Here is a 16,255-nt window from a genome sequence, read left to right as displayed (position 1 = left end):
TCTGCAGGGGTTTATGCTTACACTCTTCTGATTAGTTTACCAGGAATACCGCATTAGTAAACAGCTGTTTTCCGCTTTCCCAGAACTGGCGGAACATAACATTGGTGGCGATATAAACAACTGTACCACTGCCTAAATGCTGCACACCATACAATAACCCATTATCCATTTTCTTTTGTACATTTTTACCAGCAATGCCCGTTAGGTAGGCGCCTGGGGCCAATACACCTACATTCCAGCCTTCTGCTAAAGGTTCATAGATTTTATCATCGGTAACCAGGGCATAATACCTGTCTAAACCTAAGGCCAGTGGATGTGTTTGATCAAGATTGACTTTAAAAATGGCACCAGGAATGGCATCATTAAAATCGCTTTTGTCTTTATCGCCATAGGCCCGGGTATAGATGCTTTCTTCTTTTGGAAATTCTTTCTTTTTGATTTCAAAAGGCTTTTTACCGGCCACCGCAGTGATGGCATCTTCCATTAATATCAATTTTCCCCCTTGTTCTACCCAGCTCGCCAGTTTTAGATCAATGTCTTTAGGGTAATAGCCACTTGGCAGAATCAGCACATTGGTTTCGGTAATGCTGAGGTTTCTCAAACCTTGCACACTTAACATGGTAACCGGATAATGAAGTTCCTGCTCAAAGAAATGCCAAATTTCGCCTACAGCAATGGAAGATGTTTCTGTACCGGAAAGGACTGAAATCTTTGGCAGTTTTAATAAAGGGTAAACGGTAGACCCAAAATCTTTACCCTTTTCTACAAAGCCAGTGGAAATGGCGTTTACACTTACCCCTGTTTTAATGCCAAGGGTTTTTATTTTTTCAGAAACAGGTACTCCGTTTTGTTCATTCTCTTTTCTGTAAACCAGTAAAGTACCGGCCTGATAATCTCTACCACCACTGCTAAAAGCCTGATCGGCAATACGCACTTTCAGGTTTTCCTGTTGCAGGGCGATTAATAATTTAGCATCGTCTACCGAATTCCAGGAAAAAGCCCAGGCATAAGGCATAGCCACCTGATCAGTAAGCAGGTTCTTTTCTTCAAGTGCTGTATATTTACCCTGAACAGACTCCTTTAAGGCATAGGCTTCCAGACCATAGGCATAAGGCATGGCCCAGGCGGTAATGTCATAAGTATTAGAATCAGAAACCATGGTATGAGGCTCAAACAACACATTGATCAGTGTTGCCTTAGGCTGCTGCAGGTTAACTACCAAATCGTTTCGCTCCAGCCTGAAACTTTTCTTTTTCTGTGTATCGAAGTCGTATCCACTTAAATTGCGGTCGCCACCATAAGAGAACTGAATACCATTTTTACGAAGTAAATCGGCCAATTTTTTCTGGCGACTCAATTGGGTGCCTTTGACCACATACGTTTTGTATTGGCCCGGAGGGTTGGCTATGCGGTCTACGAAAAACTGCTTAAACTCATTGATTAGCGGCACTGCATGAGTAGAAACAGTTTCTAAAGTGGCCATGCCTGTGGTAAAATGGTGGTCAATCCGGTCTTTTAAAGTTAGCAGGTCCCCGTCGGCGGTGGTCACCGCTAAACCTGCATTAATACCACCCTGCTCGTAGGTCATGCCGATGGCGCCATTATATAATGGGTAGGTATCGCCATAAGACGGATACAGCAAATCAAAATGTTCTTTGGTAAAATACTGCCAGCCTTGGGCATCAAAGTATTTGGCATTGTTTTTACCCACAGTTACCTGGAAATCACGTTGCCATTTGCTCAGGCTCTCATGTACAGGCTCTGCGGCAGGGGCAAAATAATAAGGCGAATTATAGCTTTGTTCGTGAAAATCGACATGTACTTCTGGCATCCACTGTTGGTACAAGGCAATTCGTCCCTGCGTTTCTATTTGAGTTTGCCATGCCCAGTCGCGGTTCAGGTCGAAATAATAGTGATTGGAACGGCCTCTTGGCCAGGGCTCCTGGTGTTCTCTCGAATTGGGATTTGGATTAGGAATTACGCCAGATACGGAATTAAAAAAGTTTACATAACGGTCTCTGCCATCGGGGTTTAAACAGGGATCAATAATCACCACTGTATTATCCAGCCATTGCTGTACGTTACTGGCGGTACCGGTAGCCAGTGTATAAATCATTTTGAGCGCAGTTTCTGTAGAACTCGCTTCGTTTCCATGAACATTATAACTTAACCAAAGTATAGCGGGCTGTTTCTGTATATTTACATTACTTTTTGCCTGACTTAGCGCTACATTGTTCTGACGAATCTCTTCGAGCCTGGCCATATTTGCTTTGGAAGACACAATGGCCACCATGAGCTCTCTGCCTTCGTAAGTTTTACCATACTTTTCTATTTTTATTTCCGGATGTGCTGAAGCAACATAATGGAAGTAGTCGACCACTTTCTGGTGACTGGTAAAACGGCTGCCTAATGGGTATCCTAAATAGTCGTCGGGCGATTTGGTTTGTGCCTTGGCGGCATATATACCGACAAACAACATCAAAGAGAGTAAAAGTGGCTTCATATAGATATTTAAACAGCCAAAATACTAAAGAATATTTTTTGTTTGTAACGCATAGTGTAATTTTACCAGCACAAATGAAATTAATTTCTAACATGTCAGACATCCAAGCACTTTACCAGCTTTACCTTGTACACCAAAGCATTTCTACCGATACCAGAAACATAAGCAAGGGCTGTCTATTTTTCGCCTTAAAAGGGGAACACTTTAATGCAAATACCTTTGCTGCGCAGGCCTTAGCAAAGGGCGCTGCCTATGTGGTTATTGACGAGGAAGACTATAACGTGGATGAGCGTTGTATTTTGGTGGATGATGTGCTGACTTGTTTGCAGGAGCTGGCTAAACACCACAGAAAGCAATTAAAGATTCCGGTGATTGGCATGACAGGAAGTAATGGAAAAACGACGACCAAGGAATTGGTAAAAGCAGTTTTGGCAGAAAAATATTCAGTTTTCGCAACCCATGGCAATTTAAACAACCATATTGGCGTGCCACTTTCGGTTTTATCCATCACAGCAGAAACCCAAATTGCCGTGATTGAAATGGGTGCGAATCACCAGCAGGAGATTGCTTTTTTATGCACCATTGCCCAGCCTACGCATGGATTAATTACCAATGTTGGCATGGCGCATCTGGATGGATTTGGTGGATTTGAAGGGGTTAAAAAAGGGAAAGCAGAGTTATATGCCTATATCAAAGCTACAGGAGGAACGGCTTTTATTTACCGCAACAACCCTTATTTGATGGAAATGAATACCGCAGCAGATTTAAGGAAAGTCATTTATTACGGCACTCATAAAGATGATCACCTTTGCGGTGAACTGGTTAAAGCAGACCCTTACGTTACGTTTAACTGGTCGGCAGGCCAGTATACCTATTCCACGCAAGTAAATTTAACTGGCGCATATAACTTTGAAAACAGCCTGGCGGCAGTGTGTATTGGTGTTTATTTTGACGTGAGTCCATTACATATCATTAAAGGGCTGTCTGCATACTTCCCCAGTAACAATCGCTCACAGCTGACTAAAACGGCTAACAACACTTTGATTTGTGATTTTTATAATGCCAATCCGAGCAGCATGTCAGCAGCGATCAATAACCTTGGTGGCTTAGCAGCAGCGAAGAAAATAGCCATATTAGGCGATATGTTTGAGCTTGGCGAAGAAGCGGCTGCGCAGCATGAGTTGATTATTCAGAAAGCGGCCATCACGGGAATCGATCAGCTGATCTTTATCGGTTCGAACTTTTATGATTACAAAGACCGCTATGCAGGACTATTTTTTAACACCCCGGCAGAAGCTGCGGCGTACCTGAAAGCTACGCCTCCACATGATCATTTGATTTTACTGAAAGGTTCAAGAGGTATGGCCCTGGAACAATTGATGCCTTTACTTTAATGTGTTAATTAGCACTTTCGCGCATCCGCAGCATGATTCCGGCATCACTGATGTGGTGCAGGGGGTTGTCTAACATACTTTGTTCAATAACGAGGGTGTATTTTCCAGGTTCCGGAAATTTGTAGTTGGTCAATAAGGGCAAGGTAGATGTATACAGATCGCCGGAGCCAGCACCAAGCCATTTGCCATTGGCCGAAGCCAGCTTATATTCATACCGGCGGGTAGTCCTGGTTTTCCCAGGCTCCTTCATTTGGAAGAGTATATAGATATTGGAGTAGCGGTAGGCCGCTGTATGACGGAGTTTAAAGAAAAGATCATACGTTTTAGTATGATCTTTTATATCGACAACGGTAATAATTTTATTAATATAACTCCAGCGATGCTTAGGCATCGAAACATTGACATCAGCGATGTTGTCTGTTTTACATCCGCTCCATAAACCAACGTTTAGCAGCAAAAATGTAATAACCAGGAATTTAACTTTAGTCATTTTTTGGCTTATCCGTTGGTTTATCTCCCTGTTTGTCGGCCGGACGGTCTCCAGTCCGGTTATTTCGCCTGCGGTTGTTTCTACTTTTATTTTTACTTACCGCTGCTGGTGCTCCCTGCCCTTCTACAGGATTTTTATTTTCATCAACGACCTTTTTGACCTGTGGAGGTCTTTTGGTTGTTTCTGCTACATTTTTTACCGCATCAGGCTTTTTAGTCTGATCTGCAGGTTTACGTGGCTGCTGAGGACGTGGCCCGCGTTCTGTACGTTCTGTACGCTCAGTACGGCCTGCACTTGCCTGATTGCGCTGATTAGGATTACGGTTATTACGATTTTGTTTAGTTCGTTTTTCGTCCAGGCGGGTTAAACTATCCTGTCCTACAACATTTTCGTAATCATGTACTTTCTCCACCACAACGCTTTCTTCCAGTTCCTGTGCTTCAGATTTAAGGTTATCAGGTTTCTGACCACGTTTATTCATGGCCATAATTTCTTTTACACGGTCTACCTTCAATGGAATCCAGTCTTCTGCATTCGCATAGCTAAACCACATTAACTTTTTAAAGATATCTGTTTTCTGGTGGCGGGCAACGCCTATGGCCGTTTGCAGGCTTTCGATACGGTCTGGAATATCCTTAAGGGCATCCAGATAGGTATCCAGTTCATAATTTAAACAGCATTTTAATTTACCACATTGACCGGCAAGCTTTAAGGTGTTTAGCGATAAATTCTGGTAACGAGCTGCAGCCGTAGATACGGTTTTAAAGTTAGTCAACCAGGTAGAGCAGCATAATTCACGGCCACAAGAGCCAATACCACCTAACCTTCCGGCTTCCTGGCGCATTCCGATCTGGCGCATTTCAATACGGATCCTGAAGGTTTCTGCCATTTTTTTAATCAGCTCCCTGAAATCAACACGGCCTTCAGCCGTATAATAAAAAGTTGCCTTTGTTTTATCACCCTGGTAGTCGACATCGCTAATTTTCATGGATAACCGAAGGTCTAAAGCTAGTTTACGGGCTTTATGCATGGTTTCCCATTCCATATCCTTGGCTAACTTCCATTTTTCTACATCAGCTTCAGAAGCTTTGCGGTAAATTTTGCGGGTAACCTGATCCAAAGGTGTTTTGCGGCGTTTCATCTGTGTCCTGACCAGCTCGCCGGTTAGGGAAACATGACCTATGTCGTAGCCACCTGTTGGGCCTTCAACAGCAACAATTTCGCCTATTTCCAGGTAAATATTATCATTGTTTAGAAAGAACTCCTTTCTGGCACCTTTAAATTTAACTTCTACTACCTGAAATGGTATATAATTGGAGGGCATGTCTAAATTTGACAGCCAATCGTAAACTTCTAATTTCTGGCAGCCTCCAGTAAGGCAATTGCCATTACTTTTGCAGCCCGCAGGGGCACATCCGCCTCCTGTTGAACAACTTCCACATCCCATATTAACTGTATATATATTGAGTCCCTTTCGGGAGCGTTTTAAATTTAATTATTTTAACCAATTGTAAAGATACATCTAAAAAGAGAATTTTCGGATTTGCATTCCTTTCGATGTGATAATGTGCTTGCTCCAATTCGGTGATAATGGCTTCTGCCATATTTAAACTGAGCACATGTGTGGATAGCTTTTTTGCGGTTTCCAGTGTCCTCAGCGGTAATTTAACCAAAGCTTCTGCACCACTAAGCAGCAAACAGCATTCCCTGAGGAAGCTAATGCCATATTTCAAAAAATTCTTTTGGTTCTCGCGGCCCCAACCGGCAGCCTGGTCTACAAAAGCAGAAAGCTCAAGTACTTTATTGCCATAACCTAACCTCAGCCATTCGGCAAATTTCTCGGCATGATCGTTCTGTGCGTTCTCCACCAGCATCTTCGCTTCTATTAAGTTACCGTCGGCCAGATAGCTATATTCAATTGCTTGTTGTTCGCTCAGCCCGTGGTTTTCCATCAGGTAACTTTCTATGGTAGCATCAGGTAATTTAGGAATCTTGACGATTTGAGTTCTTGATAACAAAGTGGATAAGATCTGGTCCTGGTTATTGGCTACTAAAATAAACAGGGTGTTTTTAGGCGGTTCTTCGATAATCTTTAACAGCGCATTTCCTTCTTTTTCCAGGTATTCAGGAAGCCACATGATCAGCACTTTGGTCTTCCCTTCGAAAGCCTTATAACTTAACTTTTTAATGATATCATGACATTCAGCGATATTAATATTGGCCTGTTTATTATCTGCCTGAAGTTTAGAACGCCAGATATCCATGTCGAAATAAGCATCATTCAACAGCATTTTACGCCATTGATCTAACACATCAGTCGCTATTTTAACGTCTTTTGATGCAAAAAAAGGATAGGAAAAATGAAGATCAGGATGGATATAACGTTCGTATTTACGGCAGGAAGAACACTGTCCGCAGCTATCGTCTGCCGTTTTTTGGAGGCAATTCAGGTACTGCGCATAAGCAATAGCTAGAGGTAATGCGCCACTGCCCGGGCAAGAAAGAAACAATTGCGCATGACTCACTCTATTTTCAGCAACTGTTTGAATTAACTGCTGTTTTATGGCCTCTTGTCCGATGATCTCTTTAAATCGCATTTGGTGCAAAATACTAAATTTTTAATATGGTTTCGCATATTTGTAGCATGGCACGTATTATCGCATTCGATTATGGTACCAAGCGTATCGGGGTTGCCGTGACGGATCCATTGCAAATTATTGCAACCGGTCTGGACACCATACACCCTAAAGAAATACTAGATTACCTGAAAAAATACCTAGGGAACGAAGAGGTGGAAGCCTTTGTTATTGGAAATCCCAAACAAATGGATGGCACTCCTTCAGAATCTGCACAGCATGTAAAAGGATTTTCAACTACCCTAAAAAAGAACTTTCCACACATCCCTCAATTCTGGGTAGATGAGCGTTTTACTTCTAAATTGGCACAGGAAACGATCATGAATAGCGGACTGAAAAAGCAGGACCGAAGGAACAAAGATCGGGTAGATACCATCGCTGCAACCATCATCTTACAATATTTCATGCAAGAACAGCGTTTATAACAAGCCTATGAGTATGATTAATGAAGAGCTGCAGCAGTTATTACTTCGGTATTGTGAGCCGGAAAGTGAATTATTGCAACAGATTGACAGGGAAACCAACCTTAAGGTTTTAATGCCACGTATGTTATCTGGCCATTACCAGGGCAGGGTATTAAGCATGCTGAGTAAATTGGTTAATGCACATAGAATTCTGGAAATCGGCACCTTTACGGGTTATGCAACGCTTTGTTTAGCAGAAGGTTTACGGCCGGAAGGAAAGCTTTACACATTAGATATTAACATGGAATTGGAAGATATGGTGCGGAATAATTTTGCACAATCCAGTTACCATTCGCAGATTAATTATATCCTGGGTGATGCCACCGAGACTGTAAACACACTTGACGAGGTTTTTGACCTCGTTTTTATTGATGCCGATAAAAAAAACAACGGAACTTATTACGATTTAGTTTTTGACAAAATCAGACCTGGAGGATTGGTGATTGTGGATAACGTACTTTGGAGTGGAAAAGTTCTTAGTAATCAAGTAGATAAGGATACCAGAAATATTATTACATTTAATGATAAGATAGCAGCAGACGACCGGGTAGAGAAATTAATACTGCCCGTAAGGGACGGATTATTCATCATCAGAAAAAAATAACATGATTAAAAAGCTAATGTTTATCTGGATTAGCCTGTTGTTTACAACAGCGGCATCCCAAGCACAAACCACGCTCCATTACATCAACCAAAATGTGGCTTATGCGCAAACCCTCATGAGAGAAAACGGAATTCCGGCCAGTGTCATTCTCGCTGTCGCCATCCATGAATCTGCCGCAGGCACCAGCAAAATTGCCCGCAACCTGAACAACCACTTTGGTGTGAAAGGTAAAAACTACAGCACTAAGATTAAATCTGCCTATAAAGGTTATGACTCCGTTCAGGATTCTTATGACCATTTTGTCGGTTTCATTCAGCGAAAATCGTCTTACAACCATCTTTTTGCTAAATATGATGAAGATGACTATATGGGATGGGTTAAAGGCATACAGCGCGGAGGTTATGCCCAGAGCACTCTTTGGCCATCAAAAGTGATTGCATTGATTAAAAAGTATGAACTGTTTAAATACGACCATACACCGCAGCAATTAGCCAAACCTGCACCGTTAAGTAAATCCATTCAGTACTTGAATACCGTATTACCCCTTCACAAGATTAAGTAAATAATGAACCAAAAGCTCCTGCTCCCCCTGCTCCTGATTGTATTTTTAGCTTCCTGTAAGTCCAGGCAATACAGTAAAAACAATAAGCAGATAGAGAAACAGGCCACTAAAGCCAACCCTAACTACGAAAGCTATTCTACCTTAAGTTATATTGATTCATTTAAAGGCGTTGCGATTGAGCAGATGAATGCTTCTGGTATTCCGGCCAGTATTATCCTGGCTCAGGGTATTTTAGAATCGGGCAATGGAAACAGCAGCCTGGCTAAATTTGCCAACAATCATTTTGGCATTAAATGTACATCAGACTGGAAGGGAAAAGGATATTTTAAGGATGATGATGCACGGAACGACTGTTTCAGGGTTTACAAAGATGCCCGTGAATCATACAGAGATCATTCTGAGTTTTTAAAGCGTAAACGTTATAGCTTTTTATTCGAATTGGATAAAAACGACTATAAAAACTGGGCTTATGGACTGAAACAGGCTGGATATGCCACAAATCCAAAATATCCGGAGCTGTTGATTAATATCATTAACCGCTACAAGCTGAACCAATATGACGAACCTGAAACAGAGAAAGAAAAAATTCTGAGGGAAGACCGCGTATTTACAGAAATCAACAAAAACATTCCAAAAGAAAAGGAGAAGTTTGCACCGGTAGAAACTCCTGTATCTAACCAAATGATTACTGCGGCAGAGGCTCCCATGGCTCCTGTTGATAAAACCACTACCGATGGCCGTTATATGGTTAAAAAAGGGGATACCCTGTTCAACGTAGCAAAGCGATTTAACCTAACGGTTGATGAACTGCGCTTATTAAATAACCTTCAGGATACAGGTATTAAAATTGGGCAGGAACTGCTGGTGGTTAAATAATGTTAATTTAAGAACGGACAAAAGGCTTATTTGTATTTTTGCCTGCACCATGAAATTTACAGGACTCTATTTTCTTCTTATCCTACTGAGCAGCAGTGTTTTTTCGCAGGAAAGGACATTCCAGGGTTTTGTAATTGATAAGAGCAGTAAACAACGCCTGGCTAAAGTGTATATCTATAATTCCAGAACAGACGACGGTTTGTTTAACACCACCAAAGGTGAATTTACCATTAAGGCTAAAAAAGGTGACACCTTATTTGCAGCATTACCCGGTTATGCAGTCGATACCATGGTTTATAAAGGCCAGAATTCCGTGTATTTCCAGCTCAACCCCTTATCCATCAGGCTTAGAGAGGTGAAAATTGTGGGTAGTTTGATTAGTCCGGAGGAACAAAAACAGAAAAACTTAAAGGAATATAAATATGCGCTTGACCGGGGCAGTTCAAAAGACTTGCTTAACCTGGGGAGCAATGGTGTGGGCCTGGGCATCGACGCCATTTACAACTTGCTTAGCCGCAAAGGCGCTAACGCCAGGCGACTACAAGGTATACTCGAAAAGGACTATCGCGAGCAAATTATTGATTACCGGTTCAGGCCAGAATTTGTACAACGCACGCTTGGTGTTAAAGATTTTGAACTGGAAGATTTTATGCAACAATACCGGCCAACCTATGAATTTGTGCTAGCCGCATCGGATTATGCCTTCGTTGTTTTTATCAAAAACAACTATAAAGCCTATAAAAGAAATCCGGCAGCGCTTCGTTTACAAAGCTTACCTAAGCCTGTAATCGAGCAGTTAAACCCAGAATAAGGTATTTAGTTCAATTTTAGGTCTTTGATAAGAAACATTTTTGTTTTCTTTGTATTAATGAAAGGTTTTTACACTGTATTACTAGTATTATCTTTTTCAAGCCTGATGGCTCAAGAAATTGATACCATTCCGATCAATACAACTGATCTGCAGATTAAATTGAAACGCAGTCCGCTGCCTTCACGAATAGGTTCCTTAATCTATAAACCGGTAGAATTGGCGCCTAAAGTTGTAGACGCAGAAATCAACTACTGGAATACCAAAACCTCTATTGGATTAAACTTAAACCAGGCTGCTTTTAGTGATAACTGGAATGGTGGTGGGGTAAATTCCATGGCACTAACTGGTTTAATCAATTACAAGACAGAATACCGGAAAGAGAACCTGAGTTACACCAGCGAGGTGATCCTTAACTATGGGAAAGTAAAAAACAGGGGCCAATTACAGAAAAAGACAGTCGATCGGATTTATATAGATAATAAAGCGGCGATTCAGCTATCTAAAAACTGGTATTTCTTTGGATCCATCAACTTTGAATCACAATTTGATCTTGGCTATAGTTATGAGATTAATGATGATGGCGCAGAAGTACCGAACTTGCTCTCCAGATTTATGTCACCAGGTTATTTAACAGAATCCATCGGTTTTGAATATAAACCTAACCAGTACTTTTCTACCCGTATTGGTACAGGTACAGCCAGACAAACTTTCGTTTTAGACACCTCAATTTATAATAACCCGAAAAATACCAACAATTTTGGTGTGCCGATTGGATCAAAAATGGTTAATGAGCTGGCTTTCCAGGTGGTGATGAATTATGATAAGGACATTTTTAAAAATGTAAACCTGAAGTCTAAATACATGGCCTTTGTACCTTACGACAACTTCGGCTACATCAACCATCGTTTAGATGTTGCGCTTACCGCTAAGGTAAATCGCTTTATGAACACCTCGATCACCGGTGTGGGTTTATACGACCGAAATTCAGATTCAAAGATACAGGGTAGTCAGACTTTATCACTCGGACTCATCTTTATCTTCCCACGCTAAAAGAATCGCTGCTTTTTCGCTTCTGATTCGACCAAAAATAATAACTTTGCCTTCTACAAAAAATTGAACACTAAGTACTAAAGAAAATGTTTGAGAATTTACAGGATAAACTAGACCGTGCATTTAAAGTCTTAAAGGGACAGGGAAGCATTTCGGAGATCAACGTGGCTGAAACCATGAAAGAAATTCGTAAAGCCCTTTTGGATGCCGACGTAAATTATAAAACAGCCAAATCTTTTACAGATGACGTTAAAGAAAAAGCATTAGGCTTAAACGTTCTTACGGCTGTTTCACCAGGTCAGTTGCTGACTAAAGTGATGAACGACGAACTTACGGCCTTAATGGGCGGTGAGGTAACTGAACTTGATTTAAAAAATAATCCTACCATTATATTAATTGCTGGTTTGAACGGTGCGGGTAAAACCACCTTCTCTGGGAAACTAGCCAATTACCTGAAAAGTAAAGGTAAAAAACCATTATTAGTAGCGGGAGATGTGTATCGTCCGGCTGCGGTAGACCAATTACAGATTCTTGGAGAGCAAATCGGTGTACCGGTTTATGCCAACAAAGATTCTAAAGACCCCGTTGCTATTGCATTGGAAGGTATTGCTGCAGGAAAATCACAAAACAACAATGTCATCATTATCGATACTGCTGGTCGCCTGGCCATCGATGAAGCGATGATGAATGAAATTGCTGCGGTAAAAGCCAGCACTAAACCTCACGAGATTTTATTCGTAGTGGATGCCATGACTGGTCAGGATGCCGTGAACACTGCTAAAGCCTTTAACGACAGGTTAGACTTTACCGGTGTGGTGTTAACTAAATTAGATGGTGATACCCGTGGTGGTGCAGCATTATCGATTAAGTCGGTAGTGAACAAACCCATCAAATTCATTGGTACTGGGGAGAAAATGGAGGCTCTGGATGTCTTTTATCCAGATCGTATGGCTTCCCGTATTTTGGGGATGGGTGATGTGGTATCCCTTGTTGAGCGTGCTCAGGAGCAGTTTGATGAAAAGGAAGCTGCAGAACTTCAAAAGAAAATCCGCAAGAACAAATTCGACTTTAACGATTTTTACAACCAGATCCAACAGATTAAGAAAATGGGTAACATGAAGGACCTGATGGGCATGATACCTGGTGTAAGTAAGATGATGAAAAACGTGGAGATTGAAGACGATGCTTTCAAAGGTGTAGAATCAATTATCCAATCAATGACCAAGTATGAGAAGGAAAATCCGGATGCTATACAGCAAAGCCGTAGAATCCGCATCGCTAATGGCTCTGGAAATAAGGTAGAAGACGTGACTAAACTGATTAAACAGTTTGAAGACATGCGTAAAGTGATGAAACAATTTTCTAATCCCGCAGCCGCTGCCAAAATGATGAAAAACATGCCTAAAATGCCTCAGGGCAAAATGTAAATAGTTAACCACACCACGCCTTCTTTAGCTTACATTGGCTTATTTGATATCACAAATATGCTAGTAAAAACATTTGGAAGTGCCGTGTTCGGTGTCAATGCCTTAACCATCACTATAGAGGTTAGCATTGGCGGTGGTAACAGATACCACATTGTTGGCTTGCCCGACAATGCCATTAAGGAAAGTTTACGAAGAATAGAAAGTGCCATACAAACTGCCGGGCTGCGAATGCCCAGGCAGAAAATTGTGGTGAACCTGGCCCCCGCCGATATCCGTAAAGAGGGCTCCTCTTATGATCTTCCAATTGCCATTGGCATTCTAGCCGCCTCAGGCCAAATTGAACAAGAAGACCTCCACCAGTACTTTATTATGGGAGAACTATCCTTAGACGGCGGATTACAGGCCATCAAAGGAGCATTACCCATTGCCATACAGGCCCGCACTGCCGGTTTTAAGGGGTTTATTTTACCGATCGACAATTCAAGGGAGGCAGCCATTGTTAACGAACTTGATGTGTATGGCATGAGAAACCTGCGTGAGGTGATTGATTTTTTCAATAACAGTGGCACTTTTATACCTGTAGTAGTCAAAACCAGGGAGCTGTTTTATGAAAATGTAAGCAGTTACGAACAGGATTTTTCTGATGTTAAAGGCCAAGAAAATATTAAACGGGCTTTGGAAATAGCGGCTGCAGGTGGCCATAACCTCATTTTGATTGGTCCACCGGGTGCCGGGAAAACCATGCTGGCCAAACGGCTGCCCACTATTTTGCCACCCTTAAATATTCAGGAAGCGCTGGAAACTACTAAAATTCACTCCGTAGCAGGTAAATTAAATGCAGCTGATTCTTTAATGACCGAAAGGCCGTATCGGAGTCCGCACCACACCATATCTGACATGGCGCTTGTGGGCGGCGGTGTAAATCCACAACCCGGAGAAATCTCTCTGGCTCATAATGGCGTTTTATTTCTTGATGAACTGCCTGAATTTAAGCGTTCGGTATTGGAAGTGATGCGCCAGCCGCTGGAAGACCGGCAGGTTACCATTTCCAGGTCCAGGTTAAGTGTGGAGTACCCGGCTAGCTTTATGCTTATAGCGTCCATGAACCCTTGCCCTTGTGGTTTTTATAACCATCCAGACAAGGAATGTATCTGTGGGCCTGGCATTGTTCAAAAATACCTCAGTAAGATCTCGGGCCCTTTATTAGACCGCATTGACCTGCATGTGGAAGTGACCCCAGTAAATTTTAATGAATTATCATCGCTGCAGGAAGCGGAGAAGAGTGCCTGCATCAGGACCCGGGTGATAAAGGCCAGAGAAAGACAGGACCTGCGTTTTGCGGCTAATACGAGTTTGCATTGTAATGCACAGATGAGTCCGAATATGGTAAGGAATGTTTGTCAGATTAACGATGCAGGGCGTTCGCTTATCAAAAAAGCAATGGAAAAACTGGGATTATCTGCCCGGGCATATGATAGGATTCTAAAAGTTTCCCGAACCATTGCTGATCTCGCAGAAAGCGAAACCATAGAATTAGAACACCTGGCCGAGGCCATCCATTACAGGAGCCTCGACCGGGATAGTTGGGCAGGTTAGTCTTTTACTTCTTCTCCGATAACGAAGCCTGTAGCCGTGTCATCTTCGTCGTCGCCAACTTCAGCAATATGTGCTAAAATTTCTTTGCCTAGAAGGTTGACCTCATCATTGGTGTCGAATAAAGGCATACCTGTTTTAGGATCCAGCTTAATCCACTGGAGCTCCGTGTCTTTTTGAATGTGGAGGTATTCAAGACCGTCCTTAAAAATAACATACGTATCTTCTCCTTCCGGGAACACTGCATAATCTATGTCACCCAGGGTAACATCAAATGGTTGTAGCATAAGCTGTATCTATTGTTTTAATGTGATTAGTTTTTCTATAAATGCCACAAACTTTTTATCGGCATAATTTGCTGCACCTTCTCCGTGATAAACCAGGTTACCGGCTTTATCTAATACTGCAGTGGTAGGCAATGACCCTTTAAAGAGTATTTCAGGGATGGAACTAGCTACTGCATAAACGGGTAAGCCATACTTTTTCTTGTCCATATACTGTTGCGATTTCCCAAAGTCGCTGTCCGCATCGACCAATAGAAACACGACGTCTGGGTTGGCTTTAAACTGTTCGTATAATTTGTTTACAGAAGGCATTTCGGCCAGACAAGGCGGGCACCAGGTAGCCCAGAAGTTGATAAAAACCACTTTTCCCTGCAAACTACCCAAATCAACTACCTTTCCCTGGGTATCTTTGAATTTAATTTCTGACAAATTTAATGCCGCTGACACAGGCTTCTCTGTTGTGGCTGGCTTAAACAAACCTATTTTCATTAAGCCTTGCATTAAGATTGCTTTGGCCGAAGGAACAAAAATCAGCACAAGCAAGGCCGTGATAAACAGAAAATTGGTGATTATTTTTTTACTAAAAACAGCTGTGATTTTCGACATATAAACTAATTCAAAACCAGTATGAATATTTGTTGTTATTGCATAACAATTAACATAACGGTATGGAAGAGCATAAATATACGGAAATTGCCCCGGGCATATGGGGACTAAAGATTGTCTTTGTAAATATTTACATGGTAACGACAGGTCCTGAAGAGTGGGTTCTGGTGGACGGGGGCGTTCGTGGCAGTGCCTGCCGCATAAAAAAGATGGCCGCAGATCTTTTTGGCGAAGATAATCCGCCAGCAGCCATCGTGTTAACGCATGGGCACTTTGACCACATCGGGGCTCTTCATGAGTTACTGAAAACATGGAAAGTACAGGTTTATGCACATCAGCAGGAAATACCTTATTTAACGGGACATACTTCCTATCCACCGGCAGATCCATCCGTAGGTGGAGGATTGATGAGTGCGATGTCTTTTATGTACCCAAACAGTCCAATTAACCTGGGCACCCATGTGCATGCATTGGCAAAGAATGGTACCCTACCACATATGCCCGACTGGCAGTACATTCACACCCCAGGTCATACACCGGGACACATATCACTGTTCAGGGGCCGCGATAAAGTATTGCTAGCAGGTGATGCCTTTGTAACCACACAGGCCGAATCTGCTTTTAACGTACTGACCAATAAAAAGCAACTCTCTGGTCCACCTAAATATTTTACCCCGAACTGGGTGTCGGCAGCATTATCTGTACGTAAACTGAAAGACCTGAGACCTGCTGTAGCAGCAACTGGTCATGGGCCAACCATGCAGGGCGAGGAACTCGCATCAGCACTGGAGCACCTGGTAGAGCATTTTGCAGAAATTGCCATTCCTAAACATGGCCGTTATGTGAATGATGGAAAGTATTCGGGACTGAGCAAAACAGTCTTAGGAGCAGTTGTTGTCCTTTCTGCAGCGCTTGCATTTACTGTGGTTCGGGGTTTGAAAAACAGATAAACGAA

At 42.2% G+C, this 16,255-nt stretch carries 16 protein-coding genes; 10 read left to right on the top strand and 6 right to left on the bottom strand.

Annotated features, from left to right (window positions below; translation table 11 throughout):
- Positions 1-31: 31 nt before the first annotated feature.
- Positions 32-2,503 (bottom strand): M14 metallopeptidase family protein, encoded by a 2,472-nt coding sequence (locus IWX76_RS07360; RefSeq protein WP_334641452.1) that lies wholly within the window; start codon positions 2,501-2,503, stop codon positions 32-34.
- 92 nt (positions 2,504-2,595) lie between these two features.
- Between IWX76_RS07360 and IWX76_RS07355 the strand changes: the two genes are divergently transcribed.
- Entirely contained in the window at positions 2,596-3,897 is a 1,302-nt protein-coding gene (locus IWX76_RS07355) for a UDP-N-acetylmuramoyl-tripeptide--D-alanyl-D-alanine ligase (protein ID WP_196859264.1), read from the top strand.
- A 4-nt stretch (positions 3,898-3,901) separates the two neighbouring features.
- Here IWX76_RS07355 and IWX76_RS07350 read toward each other — a convergent pair whose 3' ends face one another.
- From IWX76_RS07350 to IWX76_RS07340, 3 genes are read right to left on the bottom strand one after another with little or no spacing between them, the layout of a single operon-like run.
- On the bottom strand, positions 3,902-4,387 hold the full coding sequence (locus IWX76_RS07350; RefSeq protein WP_196859263.1) for a gliding motility lipoprotein GldH: 486 nt from the start codon (positions 4,385-4,387) through the stop codon (positions 3,902-3,904).
- Positions 4,380-5,834, bottom strand: coding sequence for a PSP1 domain-containing protein (locus IWX76_RS07345; protein WP_334641450.1), 1,455 nt, complete (start codon positions 5,832-5,834; stop codon positions 4,380-4,382). Before IWX76_RS07345 ends, IWX76_RS07350 begins: the two co-directional genes overlap by 8 nt.
- 1 nt (position 5,835) lies before the next feature.
- Positions 5,836-6,984, bottom strand: a complete 1,149-nt coding sequence (locus IWX76_RS07340) for a DNA polymerase III subunit (protein WP_196859262.1) — start codon at positions 6,982-6,984, stop codon at positions 5,836-5,838.
- 47 nt (positions 6,985-7,031) lie between these two features.
- Here IWX76_RS07340 and ruvX point away from each other — a divergent pair, with 47 nt between their 5' ends.
- The 8 genes from ruvX to IWX76_RS07300 all read left to right on the top strand — a co-directional run bounded on the left by ruvX (position 7,032) and on the right by IWX76_RS07300 (position 14,413).
- Positions 7,032-7,448, top strand: coding sequence for a Holliday junction resolvase RuvX (gene ruvX, locus IWX76_RS07335; protein ID WP_196859261.1), 417 nt, complete (start codon positions 7,032-7,034; stop codon positions 7,446-7,448).
- 7 nt (positions 7,449-7,455) lie between these two features.
- Positions 7,456-8,091, top strand: coding sequence for an O-methyltransferase (locus tag IWX76_RS07330; protein ID WP_196859260.1), 636 nt, complete (start codon positions 7,456-7,458; stop codon positions 8,089-8,091).
- 1 nt (position 8,092) lies between these two features.
- A complete protein-coding gene (locus IWX76_RS07325; protein WP_196859259.1) occupies positions 8,093-8,653 on the top strand; it encodes a glucosaminidase domain-containing protein in 561 nt (186 codons plus the stop codon).
- Positions 8,654-8,656: 3 nt separating this feature from the next.
- Positions 8,657-9,529 carry a glucosaminidase domain-containing protein gene (locus IWX76_RS07320; protein ID WP_196859258.1) on the top strand — a complete coding sequence of 291 codons (873 nt, stop codon included), beginning with the start codon at positions 8,657-8,659 and terminating at the stop codon, positions 9,527-9,529.
- Positions 9,530-9,578: 49 nt separating this feature from the next.
- Complete coding sequence (locus IWX76_RS07315; RefSeq protein WP_196859257.1) at positions 9,579-10,340, top strand: hypothetical protein; 762 nt, start codon at positions 9,579-9,581, stop codon at positions 10,338-10,340.
- Positions 10,341-10,445: 105 nt separating this feature from the next.
- Positions 10,446-11,390, top strand: a complete 945-nt coding sequence (locus tag IWX76_RS07310) for a DUF3078 domain-containing protein (RefSeq protein WP_334641444.1) — start codon at positions 10,446-10,448, stop codon at positions 11,388-11,390.
- An 86-nt stretch (positions 11,391-11,476) separates the two neighbouring features.
- Positions 11,477-12,817 carry a signal recognition particle protein gene (ffh, locus tag IWX76_RS07305; RefSeq protein ID WP_196859255.1) on the top strand — a complete coding sequence of 447 codons (1,341 nt, stop codon included), beginning with the start codon at positions 11,477-11,479 and terminating at the stop codon, positions 12,815-12,817.
- A 57-nt stretch (positions 12,818-12,874) separates the two neighbouring features.
- Complete coding sequence (locus IWX76_RS07300; protein WP_196859254.1) at positions 12,875-14,413, top strand: YifB family Mg chelatase-like AAA ATPase; 1,539 nt, start codon at positions 12,875-12,877, stop codon at positions 14,411-14,413.
- Here IWX76_RS07300 and IWX76_RS07295 read toward each other — a convergent pair.
- Both IWX76_RS07295 and IWX76_RS07290 read right to left on the bottom strand, forming a co-directional pair.
- On the bottom strand, positions 14,410-14,697 hold the full coding sequence (locus tag IWX76_RS07295) for a hypothetical protein (RefSeq protein WP_196859253.1): 288 nt from the start codon (positions 14,695-14,697) through the stop codon (positions 14,410-14,412). The two genes, IWX76_RS07300 and IWX76_RS07295, sit on opposite strands and share 4 nt — an antisense overlap.
- 9 nt (positions 14,698-14,706) lie before the next feature.
- Positions 14,707-15,300 carry a TlpA family protein disulfide reductase gene (locus tag IWX76_RS07290; protein ID WP_196859252.1) on the bottom strand — a complete coding sequence of 198 codons (594 nt, stop codon included), beginning with the start codon at positions 15,298-15,300 and terminating at the stop codon, positions 14,707-14,709.
- Between the two features lie 62 nt (positions 15,301-15,362).
- On the opposite strand from IWX76_RS07290, the gene IWX76_RS07285 reads away from it, so the two are divergent.
- Positions 15,363-16,250, top strand: coding sequence for an MBL fold metallo-hydrolase (locus IWX76_RS07285; protein WP_196859251.1), 888 nt, complete (start codon positions 15,363-15,365; stop codon positions 16,248-16,250).
- The last annotated feature ends 5 nt before the right edge of the window (positions 16,251-16,255 follow it).

It is taken from the genome of Pedobacter sp. CAN_A7 (assembly GCF_015752175.1).
Classification (GTDB): domain Bacteria; phylum Bacteroidota; class Bacteroidia; order Sphingobacteriales; family Sphingobacteriaceae; genus Pedobacter.
This window is presented reverse-complemented; position numbering and strand designations above follow the sequence as displayed.

Excerpts from the sequence above, each read along its gene's own strand:
- IWX76_RS07300 (WP_196859254.1), top strand. The coding sequence starts at position 12,875 with ATGCTAGTAAAAACATTTGGAAGTGCCGTGTTCGGTGTCAATGCCTTA.
- IWX76_RS07285 (WP_196859251.1), top strand. The coding sequence starts at position 15,363 with ATGGAAGAGCATAAATATACGGAAATTGCCCCGGGCATATGGGGACTA.
- IWX76_RS07350 (WP_196859263.1), bottom strand. The coding sequence starts at position 4,387 with ATGACTAAAGTTAAATTCCTGGTTATTACATTTTTGCTGCTAAACGTT.
- IWX76_RS07315 (WP_196859257.1), top strand. The coding sequence starts at position 9,579 with ATGAAATTTACAGGACTCTATTTTCTTCTTATCCTACTGAGCAGCAGT.
- IWX76_RS07310 (WP_334641444.1), top strand. The coding sequence starts at position 10,446 with ATGGCTCAAGAAATTGATACCATTCCGATCAATACAACTGATCTGCAG.
- ffh (WP_196859255.1), top strand. The coding sequence starts at position 11,477 with ATGTTTGAGAATTTACAGGATAAACTAGACCGTGCATTTAAAGTCTTA.
- IWX76_RS07290 (WP_196859252.1), bottom strand. The coding sequence starts at position 15,300 with ATGTCGAAAATCACAGCTGTTTTTAGTAAAAAAATAATCACCAATTTT.
- IWX76_RS07325 (WP_196859259.1), top strand. The coding sequence starts at position 8,093 with ATGATTAAAAAGCTAATGTTTATCTGGATTAGCCTGTTGTTTACAACA.
- IWX76_RS07295 (WP_196859253.1), bottom strand. The coding sequence starts at position 14,697 with ATGCTACAACCATTTGATGTTACCCTGGGTGACATAGATTATGCAGTG.
- IWX76_RS07320 (WP_196859258.1), top strand. The coding sequence starts at position 8,657 with ATGAACCAAAAGCTCCTGCTCCCCCTGCTCCTGATTGTATTTTTAGCT.
- IWX76_RS07340 (WP_196859262.1), bottom strand. The coding sequence starts at position 6,984 with ATGCGATTTAAAGAGATCATCGGACAAGAGGCCATAAAACAGCAGTTA.
- IWX76_RS07345 (WP_334641450.1), bottom strand. The coding sequence starts at position 5,834 with ATGGGATGTGGAAGTTGTTCAACAGGAGGCGGATGTGCCCCTGCGGGC.
- IWX76_RS07355 (WP_196859264.1), top strand. The coding sequence starts at position 2,596 with ATGTCAGACATCCAAGCACTTTACCAGCTTTACCTTGTACACCAAAGC.
- IWX76_RS07330 (WP_196859260.1), top strand. The coding sequence starts at position 7,456 with ATGAGTATGATTAATGAAGAGCTGCAGCAGTTATTACTTCGGTATTGT.
- ruvX (WP_196859261.1), top strand. The coding sequence starts at position 7,032 with ATGGCACGTATTATCGCATTCGATTATGGTACCAAGCGTATCGGGGTT.
- IWX76_RS07360 (WP_334641452.1), bottom strand. The coding sequence starts at position 2,503 with ATGAAGCCACTTTTACTCTCTTTGATGTTGTTTGTCGGTATATATGCC.